This window comes from Mycobacterium asiaticum, from assembly GCF_001673365.1.
GTDB classification, from domain to species: Bacteria; Actinomycetota; Actinomycetes; order Mycobacteriales; family Mycobacteriaceae; genus Mycobacterium; species Mycobacterium asiaticum_A.
This window is the reverse complement of the sequence record NZ_LZLS01000169.1, coordinates 39,142-54,514: the sequence shown is the minus strand read 5'-3', so window position 1 is coordinate 54,514 and position 15,373 is coordinate 39,142. Positions and strand designations below refer to the sequence as shown.

Below are 15,373 nucleotides of genomic sequence, written 5' to 3'. Positions count from 1 at the left end.
GTGTCGTCCATGGCCCACTTCACTCGCGTTTACTGTCAGGCCGTGGACCAGCACCTGAGCATTTTCCGACCCTACGACCGTGATCCCAGACACGAGGATCAACTCACCAGGGCCGCCTTGATCGTCATGCGGCTAGTCCCGCTGTGCCAAGAGGCATTTCTCGGCCTGGCCAACTGCCCAAGGCTTTCGGAACTACCGCACCCCCGATTCGACATGCAGACCGAATCCCTTGTCGCGCTCGACACCGAAGTCGAGGATCCTAAGGTCGACGAATTGGTCAGTGTCTTCCTCGGTCCGCACGAACACCTCGTCGCCGGCACCGGCGAACTCAACCTGGCGTCGGAACGACGCGCCCGCTATGACGGCGTGATCCAGTACGGCACCGCACTGCTGGTCGTCATCGAGAGCAAGCTCTACGCCAGCGCGAGCGAGCAGCAAGCCTTGGAGATCAACACCAAACAGCTCGACCATCACAGGAAGCGATGGGTGCCGGTGCGGTGGCAGGATCTACTCGACCGATGGTGGAACCTCGTCGAACTCGGCGTGTTGGGTCCAGCGGAGACCGCGGTCCTCAATGATTTCTTTGATAACGCCGAGACAAACTTCGGGGACTTACTGCCCTATACCGATCTTGAACGTTGCGGCGATCACGCTGGCCGCCAATTGCGCCGTCTGCGCACCATCCTTGAGGCGGCCACCGGGTTCACCGCTGAGGTGCGCGACGTCGGCGGTCACGCTGGCGTTAAGTTCCCACCCGATCAGGTCGTGGCCTTCGATCGGATAAGTCTCTACATCGAGGGGGACAACGTAGTGCTCAGCGCCTGGCCGGCCGAGCTTGCTCCTCAATACAAGAGCGTCTACGCCCATCCCGATCGCGCCGAAGCTCTGATCGCGTTGACCGAGGAGGCGGGCTGGCAAGTCCACGGCAACTTCCATCTCGCCTTCTGGCGCTCCAGCAGTCCGCAGCGCTGGTATCCCACACGACGCCTGCCTGGCTCCACCTATGTACGTCAATGGGTCGACGATTTTTCGGATAGCAGAGCCGGACGCCGACCACGAAAAGAACTCAACGACAGTCTGTTCCGTGAGTGGCTCATCCAACGCGGCTACGCCACCGACGCCGAGATGGGCAGCCTCGACGAGTGGTCGGAGCGACTACCCATGGACAAGTTCGATGTTCGTCCCAGCATTCAGGTGACGCGGTCCTGGCAGTACGCCGATGCGGTTGCGCGCGACCGCACCGGACAGCTCACCGCGGAAGTGCGCGACGCTATCAACCGCTTGCTGGCCGCGCTGGATGAACCGCAGCTGCATGACCTCACGCCCTCATCTGCGGAATGAGGTGATGTCACCAGTGGCTGCCGGTGCTGCTGAGCAGTGTGAGCAGTGCACCGAAGCCGTCCGACCTACATTGAGTCGCAACAAGTGGGGCTCTGCTCACAAGCCGCGAGCGGGGCATACACCTATTGACCGTCCTGAGCGACCGCCATCCAAATTGCAACGTCGATACGGCGCAGAAGGCTGACGTCGGCGGGGACGTTGGCGCAGACTTCTGCGACGGTCGTGCGGCGCGAATCGTCGGACAGTTCGTCCCACATCGAGATCCAGAACCGCGAGGTGGGTGGCTGAAGTAGATTTTTGACCTTGTTGTCAAGAATGGGGATAAAGCGTGGTCGTGTTGCGGCGAGCAGCTTTCCAGCGATGACCCAGTCGACGTCCGGCAGGGTGCGCAACATCGTATGAAGCTCAGCGGCCGGACCAACTTGCAGTGTCTCCCGAGGAACATTCCAAATGTCGGCTGAGCGCGATATTCGCCGAAGCAACGCATTGAACCGATCAGGTTCGGTCAGAAGTAGTTTGGCTGCTGCCTCGGGGGGCACTTGGACGCTGAGTGCCTCGACTGCGAGGAGGTCAGAGGCTTCGAATCGGTTGGGGTCGCCGAGGGCGGCGAAATGTTCAAACCAGCGGCCGGTGAAACTCGTGAAGTAGCGGTCGAGATCCTTAGCGATCCGCTCGGCGTTGGCTTCGAACCAGTCGGCGAGGTCGAAGGCGAATCGGCGCTGTGACGCCGATGCTGGCTCTGGTCTCGCGACGTAGCCCGCCTCAGACTCGCGGACCGCGTTGGCGAATGCCTGCGAGAAGTTCGTCTGCTGGCCGCTACCGGGGAACGGGATGCGGACAGAACTTACGGGCAGTCCCGCGGCGGCCAACGTCCGGTATGCCGCGTCGTAGACCGTTGCTTTGATGAGCACGATGCGCTCGGGACTGAGCTCTTGGACTCGGTGTACCAGCTCAGGCACATACGAATTCAGCGGTGTGCCGTCGATGGGATCGGGGTTGAGATCGATGAGGAAGACGCCGTCCTGTTTCAGCTGCGCGAGCAGTTCTGGTTTGTTCTCGCGGGTGGGATCAACAGCGAGTAGCGATCGGGCGACATGGCGAAACAGGGAGTCGTAGGCGTTGACCTCGTGGAAGTAGAAATAGCGGTTGGGGTCAGCCGGTGGAGCTTCGGCGATGAGTAGGAGGCGGATGCGTTCTGGCCGGTATTGCTCGGCGGCGTGCGCACGTCTGCTGCGCTGTTCTGCGGAATCCGTAGCGGCGCCCCAGGAACTCGAATCGCCAGACAGGTCTTTCACGGCTGTTCTTGATGTGGCTCTGCCGACGTAATCGCGACCGGAGCGGCTGGCGGGCCCATGTTGGCGGCACCACTGGCGACCGGCTTGGCTCTTAAGGTGCAGACCGTCGCGGTAGCACTGGTCGTGATTGAAATTGATCTCGCCGGAATGACTTTGGCCGCCGAGACTAGGGTCCATGACCTCATGCTGCGCCATCGCCGGCACTGGACGCCAGCCAACGTTGGTCTAGACAGAGGTCAGAGGCAAGACACGCTGGCAACCCCGGCGCGCTGTGCACCCTCGTCGCCTCGGATGACGGCCTGAGACTCCCACCCCAGTCGTTGTCTACATTCTTTGCGGGGACTAGCGAGGGAGTTGCAAGTTGAACATCGATCCCGCCGCCACCGCCTGGTTGCTGGCTAGCACCGCTTTGGTGCTGCTGATGACGCCGGGGCTGGCGATCTTCTACGGCGGCATGGTGCGAACCAGCGGCGTGCTGAACATGATCATGATGAGCTTCATCTCCATCCCGCTTGTCACGGTGGCCTGGCTGTTGTTGGGCTACACCCTGGCCTTTTCTGATGGCGGCGGCTTCATCGGCGGGCTCTCGCACGTCGGCATGGCGGGGATCGGCCCGGAGACCATGCACGGCCAGGTTCCCGAGCTGCTGTTCTCCACGTTCGAATTGACCTTCGCGATCATCACCGCCGCTCTGGTCAGCGGCGCGATCGCCGACCGGGCCAAGTTCGCGGCCTGGATGGTCTTTGTGCTGGTGTGGTCGGTGGCGGTCTATGCGGTCATCGCTCACTGGGTGTGGGCGCCGACGGGCTGGCTGGCCAAGATGGGAGTCCTCGACTACGCCGGCGGACTCGTCGTCGAGATCGTCTCAGGGTCCTCCGCGTTGGCTTTGGCGCTGGTGCTCGGACCCCGCATCGGCTTCAAAGTAGAAGCCATGCGCCCGCACAATCTGCCGTTCGTGCTGCTTGGCGTGGGCCTGCTGTGGTTCGGCTGGTTCGGGTTCAATGCCGGATCGGCGTTGGCTGCCAACGGATTAGCCTCCGCAATCTTCCTCAACACTTTGGTCGCCGGCTGCTTGGGGATGCTGGGCTGGATCTCGGTGGAGCAGTTCCGCGACGGCAAGCCGACAACCTTCGGAGCGGCCTCGGGTGTTGTCGCCGGACTGGTGGCGATCACCCCGTCGTGCGGCACGGTGAACACCCTTGGCGCCGCCGTCGTCGGGCTGGCGGCGGGAATCGTGTGCTCGTACGCGATTCTGGTGAAGTTCAAGCTCAACTACGACGACTCGCTCGACGTGGTGGGCGTGCACTTCGTCGGCGGCGTGGTCGGCGTGCTGCTGATCGGGTTTTTGGGCACCGCGGTGATGACCGGCGGCCCGAAGGGACTGTTCTACGGCGGCGGACTGGGGCAACTCGGCAAGCAGTCGCTGGCAATGGTGGTCGTCGCTCTCTATGCATTCACGGTGAGCTTCGTGCTGGCCAAGCTGATCGACCGGGCCATCGGGTTCAGGCTCAGCGCTTCGGACGAGAAAACAGGGGTGGACCTCACCCAGCACGCCGAGACTGCCTACCCCGAGGGGGTTTACGGGCACCAGGCGCCGCGCCGGCCGACGATCGGGGAACGGGACGAGCCCCGTCCGCGCTCGATCGACGACGACGACGAGTAGGACCGGTAGCCTGGCCGGGTGAGCAGCCAGCAGGTGCCCGGGGGGGTCGTCCACAAGTTGCCGACGGATTTGCGCGCGGCCCTGGTAGCCAACTCCACGGCGCTGGAGCTCTGGAAGGACATCACTCCCCTGGCGCGCAACGAATTCATCTGCTGGGTCGAGGACGCCAAGCAAGACGCGACCCGCGAGCGGCGTATCCGCCGTACGCAGGAGGAGCTCGAGGAGGGCAAGCGCCGGCCATGTTGCTGGCCGGGATGTAAACACCGCGAACGCAACGGCAAGTAGCGGCACACCCATTGCAGCCCCCCGAGCCGGGTCGCTACTCTAAGGTTAGGCGTACCTAATCTAGCGGCGCCCCCTCCCCGCCGGTTTAGCGAATCGCCTACCACGTCAATCAGGTAGTCGATGCGACGTGTGTCTCGGCCTGCGTGAAGCGGTCGGGTGACGCCGCACGGGGAGGACCAGTTGGTGACGCTAGGACGCAGGTCGAGGCATTCGGCGCGGGAGGCGCCGTGACCTCTCCGATCTGGATTGCCTCACCACCCGAGGTGCATTCGGCCCTGCTGTCTAGTGGCCCCGGCCCCGCGGCATTGCTGGCTGCCGCGGGTGCGTGGCAGGCGCTGGGCGCCGAGTATGCCGAAGCGGCCGCCGAGCTTCTCGGCATGTTGGGCTCGGTCCAAAATTCGTGGCAGGGTCCAAGTGCGGCGGAGTATGTCGGCGCCCATGCGCCCTACTTGGCATGGCTGACCCAGGCGCAGGCGAAAAGTGAGGCCGCAGCGGTCCAGCATGAGGCGGCGGCTGCGGCCTATGCCAGCGCGCTGGCGATGATGCCGACGCTGGCCGAACTGGCCGCCAACCACGTCGTCCACGGCGTGCTCGTCGCGACCAATTTTTTTGGTATCAACACAATTCCGATCGCGCTCAACGAAGCCGACTACATCCGCATGTGGATACAGGCGGCCACCACCATGGTCGGTTACGAGGCGGCATCGATAGCAGCCACCGGTGCCGTGCCGCTCACCACGCCGGCACCGCCCGTGCTGAAGGCCAACGCGACCGAAGCCGCCGCCGAACCCGCACAGTTGGCCGCCGCCGCGCCGGCAGCCGACGCCGGGAGCCAGCTCAACATCGTCGACATCATCACGCAGTTGCTCGAGCAGTACATGCAGTACGTGCAGTCGCTATTCGAGCCGATCACCAACTTCCTGCAGAACCCGATCGGCAACTCCATTCAGCTGATCACCGATTTCCTCACCAACCCCGCGCAGGCGCTGGTCACCTGGGGGCCGTTTTTGTTCGCCGTCGCTTACCAGGTCTTCTCGTGGGTCGGTGCGTCCCTGACTTATCCCCAGCTCCTGCTGCAACCCCTGTTGGCGATCACGCTGGGAGTGGTGATCGGGGTGGGGTATCAGTACTTGCAGCAGCTTCCGCCCCTCGGCGCAGAAGCGGAAGTCGCCCCCGCGCCGCCTGCGACAACCAGTCACTCGTCGACGTGGCCGCTGGCGACGCTCGCACCGACCGTCGCCGGCCCGGCTGGGGCACCGGCGACATCTGCCGCGGGCAGTGCCGGCGCGGCACCAGCATCAGCGGCGCCCGCGGCGGCTGCGCCCGCGGTGCCGTATGCCGTGGCTGGTCTGGACCCCGGCGAAGGGTTCACGCCGACCTTCCGAGAAGGTACGGGGGCCAAGGCACCGGCGGAAGGAATCCCGGCGGCGGCCGCCGGGGTCTCGGCCCGGGAAAAGCGGCGGTCGCGACGGCGACGCGCCGCCACCATGCCGGAGCACCAATACGCCGACGAGTACCTGGACTACGAAGCAGATCCAGAGCAGAACGACGAACCGCTGGTCGCCGCGTCAACCCGTGGTGCGGGCGCCATGGGCTTCGGTGGCACCGCCGTCAAACGCGACGTCGATGCCGCCGGGTTGCTCACGCTGTCGGCAGACGATGTCAGCGGCGGTCCGGTCATTCCGATGCTGCCCACCACGTGGGGGCAAGGGGACGATTAGGGCTGGGTGTTCGCCCACCCGACGATCTCGGCGGTGACGGGGTCGGTGACGTCGTTGTATTCCGGGTGCTTCTTCAGCACGGTGACCACCATCGAACACACCGGGACGATGCGCTTACCGTCGTCGCGCGTCTTTTGTAGTGCCTCCTCGAGCAACAGAGTTGCCAAGCCGCGCCCCCCGAACGACGGATCGATCTCGGTGTGATGAAAGACGCGCTGATCCCCACGGTCAGCGAAGTCGGCGAAACCGACTTGTTCGCGGGCAACGGAGATGGTGTATTTGCCATCTTCAGCCGCAATGGCGACTTCTGCTCCGGTTTTATCAGTGGGCATTAGTGCTCCTTCGGATTCATGCGGGCCCGGCGGGCCGGCGGGGCAGCAACCGAGTGGTGGGCAGGGGTGGGGCCGGAAGTCGGGTCACCGAGCCCTGATAACCCTTGACGGCACCGAAGCGGTCCCCGAAACCGTCCGTGCCGTCCTGCCACAGCTGACGATAGGTGACGATGTCGTCGTGGCTGCGGCCGACAAAGTTCCACCACATCACCAGTTCTTCGCAAAAGGGGGTACCGCCGAGCACCAGCACCCGCGCCGGCCCCACCCCCGTGTTGCGCAGCTGCAAGATGGATTGGCCCGGTCCCTGGTATCCCAGCTCTGTCTTGGACAAGCTGGCCGGGGACAACCCACCCAGCTGAATTTCGCCGTCGTCGCACAACACCCCGTGCTCAAACGCCGGGTCGACATCCAACTCGAGCACCGCGTGCCCGTCCAAGTCGATCTGGGCACCCAGCAGCGGCGTGAATGTTGCTACGGGAGAATGGCTTCCGGCAAGCTCGCCCAAAAAGACCCGAGCATGAGCCCCCGGCAGCGATACCGGTTTCGGCCGGTAGTGCGCGAAGTCGCGGCCCGTCTCGCGAGCCGAGTCGGGCAGCGCCACCCACAACTGCACGCCGTGCAGTGTCCCGGATGTCGTCGATACCTCGGAGTGGCAGATGCCGGCGCCCGCCGTCATCAGATTGAGCTCACCGGGCCGGATTATCGCGTGCATTCCACCGCTGTCGCGGTGCTCCACTTCCCCTTCGAACAGCCAACTCACCGTCTGCAAACCGGTGTGTGGATGCGGCGGGACATCCATTCGCGCCGCGACGGGACCGTAATGGTCGACAAAACACCATGCGCCGATCAGCGAGCGCTGCCGTTGCGGAATGGTCCGGTGCACGCGGATCGCGCGGGCCCCACCGAGCGGAACCTCCCGCGGGGCCAGCACCTCCACTACCGCAGCAGCCATCGCGACCTGCGAAGCGCCGCAAGCAACTTCGGCCGGCGCGATCTCGAGGTTGCTCACCATCGCGACCTTACTCGCACAACGCGCTAACGGCCCGGCGGTTGGATCGCCTTCATGGCGACCCGCATGACGGGCGCCGGAATACGGTCCTTGAGCGACAGCGCGGCATCTGCGGCGCGCGAACGCAACGGGGTTCCGCGTCCGAACATCCGGCTGAACGAACCGCCGGTCGGTTCGATCCTCACGTGCAGTGGCGGGGTGTCGACATTGGCGCCCAGCGCATTGGCTATCACCATCCGCTGAATCTCACTGGTGCCTTCAAAGATGGTGTACAACTTGGCATCTCGATACCATTTCTCGACCGGGTGATCGGTGATGTAGCCCCAGCCGCCCATGGTCTGGATCGCGCGTTCGGTCGCCCTGACCGCGACTTCGCTGGCGGCCATCTTCGACATCGAGCCCTCGCCGCGCTCGAAAGGCACACCACTGGCTGCCATCCAGGAAGCGCGCCAGGTCAGCAGGCGGGCCGCGTCGATTTGAGTTGCCAACTCCGCCAACGGAAATGAAATGCCCTGATTGTCCATGATGGGTCCGCCGAACGCTTCCCGCTCGGAGGCGTAGGCGATTGCGTACTCGAGCGCTGCGCGCGCGATACCGATGGCCTGTGCGGCCACCATCGGACGAGTCTGTTCGAAGGTGCCCAGCGTCGCCGAGCCGGACTTCTGGCCTCCAGCTACCACTTCGCGCGCTTTGGCCAGCTTGTGCTCGAGCTTGTCTTGTCCGCCAAGCAGATTGGCCCCGGGCACCCGGACACCGTCGAACTTCAATTCGGCCGTGTGGGAGGCTCGGCAGCCCAGTTTGTCGAGCTTGCGCACCAACTCGAGCCCCGGCGTGCCGCCGGGAACCACGAACAGCGCCTGACCGCGGTGACCGAGTTCCTCGTCCACCACTGCGTTCACCACGTGCACGTTGGCGATGCCGCCGTTGCCAATCCACATCTTGTGGCCGTCGATGATCCAGTCGTCCCCGTCGCGGCGGGCGGTTGTGCGCAGATTGCGGACGTCGCTGCCCCCTTCGGGTTCGGAGATCGCCAGTGCGGCCAGCTTGAGGTCACCCGGGGTCCCGAAGCATTCCGGTGCCCATTCGAGCATCTGCTCCGGCGACGCGGATTGCCCGATCGCCGAGAGCGCCAGTGCCGGCATCACGATCGCCAGTCCGATTCCGGCGCATCCCCAGAACAATTCCTCCATGAACATCGGCAGCGATATACCAGTCGGGTCGCCGATCAAGTCGCGGTAGAACAGCGGGCTGTAGAAGCCACGCTGGGCCGCCTCCTCCAATACCGGCCAGGGAAACTCCTGGCGCTGGTCGTAGTCGAGAGCGACCGGGCGGATCACCTCTTCGGCGAACTCGTGGGTGCGTCGGGCCAGATCATGCTGCGCAGCCGTTGGGGTCAGATCGAAAGTCATGATTGCACCTCTGGGTTCAGTTGCCGCGGACCATGGCAAGGCTCTCGGGAAGGTGAAGTCTGAGCGCCGTATACCCCGGGTTCGGTTCCCCTATCCGCTGGACTTCTGGCAGCCACGCTCACGCGGCCGAACGCGGAACCTTTGCTGCCGGGAGGTGCAGCACGACCGCGTTAACCGGAGCAGCCTCGGTCTCGCGGCGCGCCAGCAGTGCCGCATTCTCCGGTAGCTGCCGGGCGTTGATCTCACCGGCGGCAATGCGGCGTAACACGTCGTGGGCCTGGGCAAGTTGTTCGCGCTTGCGGTACTGGCCACCGGGCAACTTGACCCCTGCCCAAACCCCCCACTCTTCACCGTGCTTCACCGCCCACTCAGCGCAAAGACGTTGCTGAGCGAGCGGGCAGCGGCGCAGGCACTGAATACGCGCCTGGGTAGCCGAGCGCTCGTACATCCGTGCCTTCGCCGCACCGTCGCCACCGTCGTCGTCGGGGTAGCCGAACCATAGTTCCGGGTTAGATGCGCAGGGATTTGCCATTGTGCGGGACTCCTTCCAAAGCCAAAACGTAGGCGAAAGCGTATACACAAACAGCGGCCGGGCACAACTGAAACGAGATAAAAACGTATACATCCGGACGGGCTGCGCAGCCTGTGTAATATTTCGGCTATGGCTGGAGCCAGCCGTGAGCCGTGAATCGGCCGGCGCGGCAATCCGTGCGCTGCGCGAGTCGCGCGACTTGTCGCTGGCCGAACTCGCCGCGGCCACCGACGTGAGCATCATGGGGCTGAGCTACCTTGAGCGCGGCGCCCGCAAACCACACAAAAGCACAGTTCAGAAGGTTGAGAACGGGCTGGGCCTGCCCCCGGGCACCTATTCGCGGCTGTTGGTGGCTGCGGATCCGGAAGCCGAGTTAGCGCGATTGCTGGCAACGAAGCCGCCCGAATCCGTCACGCCACGACGTTCCGGTGCGGTGGTCGTGAACCGGCACCGCGACACCGATGTGCTCGAGGAATACGCCGAAGCGCAGCTGGAAACCCTCAGATCTGTCATCGAACGCCTGCCTGCGACGACATCAAACGAATATGAGTCGTATATTCAGAATGTGATCGGACAGTGCGTGAAGGCGGAGATGCTCGCAGCCAGTTCGTGGCGGTTGGCGGTGAACGCCGAGGCCGATTCGACCGGGCGCTTGATGGATCATCTGCAAGCTCTGGAAGCGACGCGTAGTGCCCTCCTGGAGCGGATGCCATCAAGCCTGAGTGCGCGGTTCGATCGAGCCTGCGCACAGTCGTCGCTCCCCGAAGCGGTGATTGCGGAAATGATAGGTGTCGACGATCTGTGGGACATCCGCAACCGAGGGGTGATACCTGCAGAAGCACTGCCCCGGGTGCGTTCGTTCACCGACACGGTGCAGGGTGCGGACCCGACAGAAATTGGTGACCCCGATGAATGAACACGAACTCGAGGTGCTTACCCGCGCCCATCGACTGTTCCTCGGCGGCGAGGCGCCAGCGACGTCACTGCCAGCACTGCCTGCACTGCCTGCACTGCCGCAGCATGCCCCGGAACTCGAGAGCGGTACCGGCCCACACAGCTACCACGCCGCCGCGAACCGTAGCCGGGCGGTGCTGGTCTCGGCTGGGCGCTCGGATTCGGCGCTTGCGACGATCCTCTCGGGTGCGCACCGGGATCGGGTGACCGCGCGCGAAGTGACCGGACGCATCGTCGACGAGGCCCGCGCGGACGCGAGGGTCACATCGGCCTCGCCCCTGGCCCAACGCGAGGCAATCCGGCGACGCGTGGCGCGGTTGCGGGCCCAGCGCGCCCACGTGGAGTCGGCGCGGGGCAGAGCGCGACACCACCTGCGGGCACTGCGCGCACTGCGATACCGAATGTCGCACCACATGTCGCACCACGAGGGCCGGCTACCGTCGGCGAGCGGTCGCGCCGGAGCGGCGGTGCGTGCCGCGCTCACTCGTCTGGGGCGCCCATACGTCTGGGGCGCAACCGGGCCTGACCGATTCGACTGCTCGGGCTTGGTCCAGTGGGCTTACGCGCAGGCCGGTGTGCACCTCGAGCGCACCACGTATCAGCAGATCAACGAAGGCCTCCCGGTGCCTCGGTCGCAAGTACGGCCCGGCGATCTGGTGTTTCCGCACGCTGGGCACGTCCAAATGGCGATCGGCAACAACCTCGTGGTCGAAGCGCCCTACTCCGGGGCATCGGTCCGGATCAGTCACTTGGGTAATAGCGTCGCGATCCGACGGGTCCTCTGAGCGCGGGGTGAACTGATGTCGGACCAAACCGGATCCTCGGCAGCCGCCCTCGCGCAACGGCAGGCAGCTTTGGCGAGCAGGCGAAGCACGATCGCCGAGGCCGATCGGCTGCTGGCCGAGGTGCTGGCCAGCGCACACGAGACCCTGCGGGATAGTGTCAGCCGCCTCGACGCGATCGCCGCCGACATCGAACGCGCGCGCGAACTTACCGTCGATACGGCCATGGGAGCGCGGGAGTTTCAGAAATTTCTGCTGGCCAAACAGCGTGAAATCACGGGGATAGTCACCGAGGCTCGTGACCTCAGCCGCGCGAAAAGTGTTGTGTTGCACGGGTTGCGGGAGCAGTACCGGCGTTGAGGTCAGGCCGACCCACAATCGGCGAGGCTCCACTGCACAAGGTGAATTGTCGCAATGCGCGCTTCTGGGTACCGTCGCGCGGCATGGAGGGGTCGCGACGTCACCGGCAGTGCGGCAGCATCTAGATGTCGGCGTATCAGGACCTCATCGAGACGATGCGCGTTGTCCAGGAGCGCACTGGCGACCCGTGGTCGTGGATGGTCGGGTTGACGCCGGACGAGCGGATCGCTGCGGTCGCACCCTCGACGACCGAACCGCAACTCGAAGCGATCGTCACCAAGATCCGCCAACGCCATCCGGAACTGTTTAGGCCAGCGGCACCTTCGCAACCGCCGGCCGGGCCGCTCAGCTCCGCCGGTGATGCGGCCAAAGCCATCGCCGACGCGGAAGCCGCTCTGGCACATCAGAATTCCGTTACCTCACAGCTGGACCTACAGGTGGTGTCGGCGGTTCTCAATGCACATCTGACTGCCGTGGGCGGCCGCGAGGCGCTCAACAAGCTGCAGCACGAGATCGAAACGGTGGTCAGCACACGCTCGGACCTGGATACCCCGGCGGGTGCGCGTGACTTCCAGCGGTTTCTGATCGGCAAGCTCCGCGATATCCGCGAGGTGGTGGCAACCGCCAGCCTGGACGACACGTCGAAGTCGGCCCTGATGGCAGCGTGGACGTCGTTGTACAACGCCTCGAAAAACGGCACACCCGAAGAACGGCCCCCAGCCACGGCCGCGGCGCCGGCCACCGGCCGCGCGGACGACCCACAACCGGCAGCGACTTCGTCCCTGGCGTCGGATCCACTGTTAGACCCCCTGCTGCTGGACGATGCCGGCCTGGCCCCCATCCCGGAGCCCGTATCCGCCGCGCCGATGTCCGCACCACCGAGCTCGGCTGCTGGCACCTCACCGGCCGGCGGCGGGTTGCCCTCCTTTGGTGCCCCGAGTGGTCTTCCGTTACCCAGCTGGTCAGGATCCGGGACCGGACGCGATCCCAGAGGCCTCGGCGACGACTTATTTGGCGACGCTTCCGAGGATGGGGAGAACAAGCGCGATCACCATCACGATTTAGAAGAAAACCAGGAAGAGGACCCGCCCCGCGAGCACCCCGAACCCGGTATGCCCGAGTCGCTTCCGGCGGGTCCGACGACAGTGACCTTGCCCAACGGCGAAACCGTGACCGCATCAAGCCCGCAACTGGCGGCGGCCATCAAAGCCGCTGCCGGCGGGACCCCGATCGCAGACGCATTTCAGCAGCAGGGCATGACCATCCCGGCGCCGGGAACGGCAGTCAGCAGCCCGGTCGATCCGACCCAGCTAGCGCCCGGGGATATCGGCGTGTTCACCGATCGCCACGCGCTCGCCCTCGGACGCAGCAAGGCGTTGCTCGACGGACAGATTCAACACATTTCGACCGTGAGCGGTCCTAGCTTCCTAGGCTGGGAGCACCCGCCGGCACCGTCGGCTGCGCCTGTGACCACCGCACCCGCCGGGACCGGCACGCCGACACCCACCAGGCCGGCAACGGCCAACCTGTAAATCCGCCGGCGACGGCGCCGGCGCACAACGAGGAGACAGCGAATGGCAGATCGCATTCAGGTGGCGCCGGCGCAGCTGCGCGAGGCCGCTGCCCATCACCAGGAAGCTTCCGAACATCTGCGGACGGTCCCTTCGTCGCACGCCGCGATTCAGGAAAGCCTGGACTCTCTCGGGCCGATATTCAGCGAGCTGCGCGAGGCCGGTCGGGAACTGTTGGAGTTCCGACGGCAGTGTTACGAGCAGCAAGCCGACGAACACGCCGACCTCGCCCAGAATCTGCATACGTCGGCCCGGATGTGGGAGCAGCACGAGCAAACCGCGTCCGACAAACTCGGAGGCATCGTCGACGGATGACAGAGGCCAATCCCGCTTTCGACACTGTTCACCCCAGCGGGCACATCCTGGTTCGGTCGTGTCGCGGCGGCTACATGCACAGTGTCGCTTTGACCGAAGCCGCCATGGAGGCGGACGCCGATGCCCTGGCCGAGGGCATCGTGCTGACCGCGGATGTGTCGTACCTCAAAGCGTTGCTCGAAGTGCGTGACGAGATCGTGGCGGCCGGGCATACCCCGTCCGCGGAGGTCCCGACATCCGCAGACCTCAATGCGGCGATCGAGAAGCTGTTGGAGCACCGGCTGCGTCGCCGCTGAGCTCACACCATCCAGGTTTTGCCGGTTTCGGGATCGGGCGCGATATCGGTGGGCGGCTCGATGGGGTTGGCGCCAAACAACTCTCGTGCGCGACCGAGCAGGGTACGCACCTCGTCGAGTTGCTGCTGCAGCGCCGAATCGGCCCTCTCGGCGGTCATGGACACACGCTACCCAGACCGGTTTGGCCACACAATTCACCCTCCGACAGAGATAGCGCGATAGCGCCAGATACGCCCAAGAAGCCCGCTACTCTTAGCCGGTGGGGATTTTCGGTCGCAGAGCGGCACGTCAGCGCTTGCGCAGAGCCACCGAGGAGTCCTTGTCGGTACCGACCTTCACCGCTCCACTTGATTGCACCCCCTGGGTGATCGGCGGCTTGTGGCCCACCGACCTGCCATCCACCAGCCCTGAAACCGCAACTCTCGCACAGTATCTCAAGCTCGATCTGCAACGAATCGCCAGTTCTGCCAACGAAGATCTGCGCGCGATCGGGCGGGCGGGTATGGCGTATCCGGCGCGACGTGCCGCCGAAGCCAGGGCGATAGACGATGCTCGCGCGCTAGCGGTACGCCGCGTCGAGTCAACGATGCGGCAGTTGCGCCAGATGGGGCAGCACACAGGGCCCGGCTTTGCTGCTGATATGGACAAGACACAGGTACTACCCGCGGTCCGTGATGAGCCAGCGCGTCCGGACATGGACAAGACGCAAGTGCTACCCGCGGTCCGTGACGAGCCAGCACCTGCGGACATGGAGCAGACGCAAGTGCTGCCGGCCGTCCGAGACGAGCCACCGCCGGTACCGGTCGAAGCAGACCGGGATAACGAGGGCCTCGACGATGACGATCACGATCACGATCACGGGGACGGGCGGCTGCAGGGCCTGCTGGCCTTTGTGGCACGCCAAGAGCCCCGCCTGAACTGGGCGGTCGGCGACCGCTCAGACGGTACGACGGTGCTGGTCACCGACCTCGCACACGGTTGGATTCCGCCGGGCATCGAGATTCCGGACGGCGTACAGCTACTGGAACCAGATCGGCGCACCGGTCGACTGACCGAACTGCTGGACGCGACGACAGATGCCGCGACATACGCTCCCGGTGAATCCGCGACATGGTCGGCTGACGTTCCAGGCTTTGAAGCCTCGGTACAGCCGCGGGAGTTGCCGGCCGTAGACGACCTGACTTGGAAGCTGCGGGTCGCCACGCATTGGCGCGATGGGCTACCGCGGTTGGTAAGCACGCTGACCAAGGCCGCCGTAGATGGCGCTGAGATTTCTGAACAGGAAGTCGATCTGCTCCGCGTTCATCTGGACACCGCGCGGTTTCAGATCCTCGCCCAATATCCGGATGTCGATGCTGTGCAACTACTTAACTGCATGTTGCTTGCTGCCACCGAAGGCAGCATCACCGGCGACCCAATATCGGCGAACTACCACTTCGCCTGGTTCCAGAAGTTGGCGGGCGAACGGGTCGAAACGGGTGCGCAGAGCACCTCCTGAGCTTGAATTG

The 15,373-nt window shown here is 64.8% G+C and carries 17 protein-coding genes; 11 read left to right on the top strand and 6 right to left on the bottom strand.

The genetic code is table 11. The annotated features are described in order from the left end of the window. Nucleotides 1-42 precede the first annotated feature (42 nt). Nucleotides 43-1,341 (top strand): hypothetical protein, encoded by a 1,299-nt coding sequence (locus tag A5634_RS18450; RefSeq protein WP_155769607.1) that lies wholly within the window; start codon nucleotides 43-45, stop codon nucleotides 1,339-1,341. A 122-nt stretch (nucleotides 1,342-1,463) separates the two neighbouring features. On the opposite strand, the gene A5634_RS28985 is transcribed toward A5634_RS18450, so the two are convergent. Next, nucleotides 1,464-2,636 (bottom strand): DUF6308 family protein, encoded by a 1,173-nt coding sequence (locus A5634_RS28985; RefSeq protein ID WP_065145468.1) that lies wholly within the window; start codon nucleotides 2,634-2,636, stop codon nucleotides 1,464-1,466. A gap of 361 nt (nucleotides 2,637-2,997) precedes the next feature. Between A5634_RS28985 and A5634_RS18435 the strand changes: the two genes are divergently transcribed. The 3 genes from A5634_RS18435 to A5634_RS18425 all read left to right on the top strand — a co-directional run bounded on the left by A5634_RS18435 (nucleotide 2,998) and on the right by A5634_RS18425 (nucleotide 6,305). After that, nucleotides 2,998-4,299: an ammonium transporter gene (locus A5634_RS18435; RefSeq protein ID WP_065145466.1), complete on the top strand. Its 1,302-nt coding sequence runs from the start codon at nucleotides 2,998-3,000 to the stop codon at nucleotides 4,297-4,299. 18 nt (nucleotides 4,300-4,317) lie between these two features. Then, on the top strand, nucleotides 4,318-4,584 hold the full coding sequence (locus tag A5634_RS18430; RefSeq protein WP_065145465.1) for a YdeI/OmpD-associated family protein: 267 nt from the start codon (nucleotides 4,318-4,320) through the stop codon (nucleotides 4,582-4,584). A gap of 227 nt (nucleotides 4,585-4,811) precedes the next feature. Further along, entirely contained in the window at nucleotides 4,812-6,305 is a 1,494-nt protein-coding gene (locus A5634_RS18425) for a PPE family protein (protein ID WP_065145464.1), read from the top strand. Here A5634_RS18425 and A5634_RS18420 read toward each other — a convergent pair. From A5634_RS18420 to A5634_RS18405, 4 genes are all read right to left on the bottom strand, one after another. Then, nucleotides 6,302-6,637: a GNAT family N-acetyltransferase gene (locus A5634_RS18420; protein WP_065145463.1), complete on the bottom strand. Its 336-nt coding sequence runs from the start codon at nucleotides 6,635-6,637 to the stop codon at nucleotides 6,302-6,304. The genes A5634_RS18425 and A5634_RS18420 overlap by 4 nt on opposite strands. Nucleotides 6,638-6,653: 16 nt before the next feature. After that, nucleotides 6,654-7,646: a pirin family protein gene (locus tag A5634_RS18415; protein ID WP_065145496.1), complete on the bottom strand. Its 993-nt coding sequence runs from the start codon at nucleotides 7,644-7,646 to the stop codon at nucleotides 6,654-6,656. A 26-nt stretch (nucleotides 7,647-7,672) separates the two neighbouring features. After that, nucleotides 7,673-9,055: an acyl-CoA dehydrogenase family protein gene (locus tag A5634_RS18410; protein WP_065145462.1), complete on the bottom strand. Its 1,383-nt coding sequence runs from the start codon at nucleotides 9,053-9,055 to the stop codon at nucleotides 7,673-7,675. 118 nt (nucleotides 9,056-9,173) lie between these two features. After that, a complete protein-coding gene (locus A5634_RS18405) occupies nucleotides 9,174-9,587 on the bottom strand; it encodes a WhiB family transcriptional regulator (protein WP_065145461.1) in 414 nt (137 codons plus the stop codon). Between the two features lie 145 nt (nucleotides 9,588-9,732). Here A5634_RS18405 and A5634_RS18400 point away from each other — a divergent pair, with 145 nt between their 5' ends. From A5634_RS18400 to A5634_RS18375, 6 genes are all read left to right on the top strand, one after another. Continuing rightward, nucleotides 9,733-10,503, top strand: coding sequence for a helix-turn-helix domain-containing protein (locus A5634_RS18400; RefSeq protein WP_065145460.1), 771 nt, complete (start codon nucleotides 9,733-9,735; stop codon nucleotides 10,501-10,503). Continuing rightward, nucleotides 10,496-11,326 carry a C40 family peptidase gene (locus tag A5634_RS18395; RefSeq protein WP_065145459.1) on the top strand — a complete coding sequence of 277 codons (831 nt, stop codon included), beginning with the start codon at nucleotides 10,496-10,498 and terminating at the stop codon, nucleotides 11,324-11,326. The genes A5634_RS18400 and A5634_RS18395 overlap by 8 nt, the downstream gene beginning before the upstream one ends. A gap of 15 nt (nucleotides 11,327-11,341) precedes the next feature. Further along, entirely contained in the window at nucleotides 11,342-11,683 is a 342-nt protein-coding gene (locus A5634_RS18390; protein WP_065145458.1) for a DUF4226 domain-containing protein, read from the top strand. Between the two features lie 125 nt (nucleotides 11,684-11,808). Beyond that, a complete protein-coding gene (locus tag A5634_RS18385) occupies nucleotides 11,809-13,215 on the top strand; it encodes a DUF4226 domain-containing protein (RefSeq protein ID WP_065145457.1) in 1,407 nt (468 codons plus the stop codon). Between the two features lie 42 nt (nucleotides 13,216-13,257). Then, nucleotides 13,258-13,569: an ESX-1 secretion-associated protein gene (locus A5634_RS18380; protein ID WP_065145456.1), complete on the top strand. Its 312-nt coding sequence runs from the start codon at nucleotides 13,258-13,260 to the stop codon at nucleotides 13,567-13,569. After that, entirely contained in the window at nucleotides 13,566-13,865 is a 300-nt protein-coding gene (locus A5634_RS18375) for a DUF2694 family protein (RefSeq protein WP_065145455.1), read from the top strand. The genes A5634_RS18380 and A5634_RS18375 overlap by 4 nt, the downstream gene beginning before the upstream one ends. A gap of 2 nt (nucleotides 13,866-13,867) precedes the next feature. Here A5634_RS18375 and A5634_RS28730 read toward each other — a convergent pair whose 3' ends face one another. Continuing rightward, a complete protein-coding gene (locus A5634_RS28730) occupies nucleotides 13,868-14,023 on the bottom strand; it encodes a hypothetical protein (protein ID WP_172831738.1) in 156 nt (51 codons plus the stop codon). 101 nt (nucleotides 14,024-14,124) lie between these two features. Here A5634_RS28730 and A5634_RS18370 point away from each other — a divergent pair, with 101 nt between their 5' ends. Further along, nucleotides 14,125-15,363, top strand: coding sequence for a DUF5631 domain-containing protein (locus A5634_RS18370; protein ID WP_065145454.1), 1,239 nt, complete (start codon nucleotides 14,125-14,127; stop codon nucleotides 15,361-15,363). Nucleotides 15,364-15,373 lie beyond the last annotated feature (10 nt).

What these genes read in the sequence shown, in the direction of transcription:
- A5634_RS18375 (WP_065145455.1), top strand. Translation starts at nt 13,566, where the DNA reads ATGACAGAGGCCAATCCCGCTTTCGACACTGTTCACCCCAGCGGGCAC.
- A5634_RS18385 (WP_065145457.1), top strand. Translation starts at nt 11,809, where the DNA reads ATGTCGGCGTATCAGGACCTCATCGAGACGATGCGCGTTGTCCAGGAG.
- A5634_RS18410 (WP_065145462.1), bottom strand. Translation starts at nt 9,055, where the DNA reads ATGACTTTCGATCTGACCCCAACGGCTGCGCAGCATGATCTGGCCCGA.
- A5634_RS18395 (WP_065145459.1), top strand. Translation starts at nt 10,496, where the DNA reads ATGAATGAACACGAACTCGAGGTGCTTACCCGCGCCCATCGACTGTTC.
- A5634_RS18405 (WP_065145461.1), bottom strand. Translation starts at nt 9,587, where the DNA reads ATGGCAAATCCCTGCGCATCTAACCCGGAACTATGGTTCGGCTACCCC.
- A5634_RS18420 (WP_065145463.1), bottom strand. Translation starts at nt 6,637, where the DNA reads ATGCCCACTGATAAAACCGGAGCAGAAGTCGCCATTGCGGCTGAAGAT.
- A5634_RS28730 (WP_172831738.1), bottom strand. Translation starts at nt 14,023, where the DNA reads ATGACCGCCGAGAGGGCCGATTCGGCGCTGCAGCAGCAACTCGACGAG.
- A5634_RS18380 (WP_065145456.1), top strand. Translation starts at nt 13,258, where the DNA reads ATGGCAGATCGCATTCAGGTGGCGCCGGCGCAGCTGCGCGAGGCCGCT.
- A5634_RS18390 (WP_065145458.1), top strand. Translation starts at nt 11,342, where the DNA reads ATGTCGGACCAAACCGGATCCTCGGCAGCCGCCCTCGCGCAACGGCAG.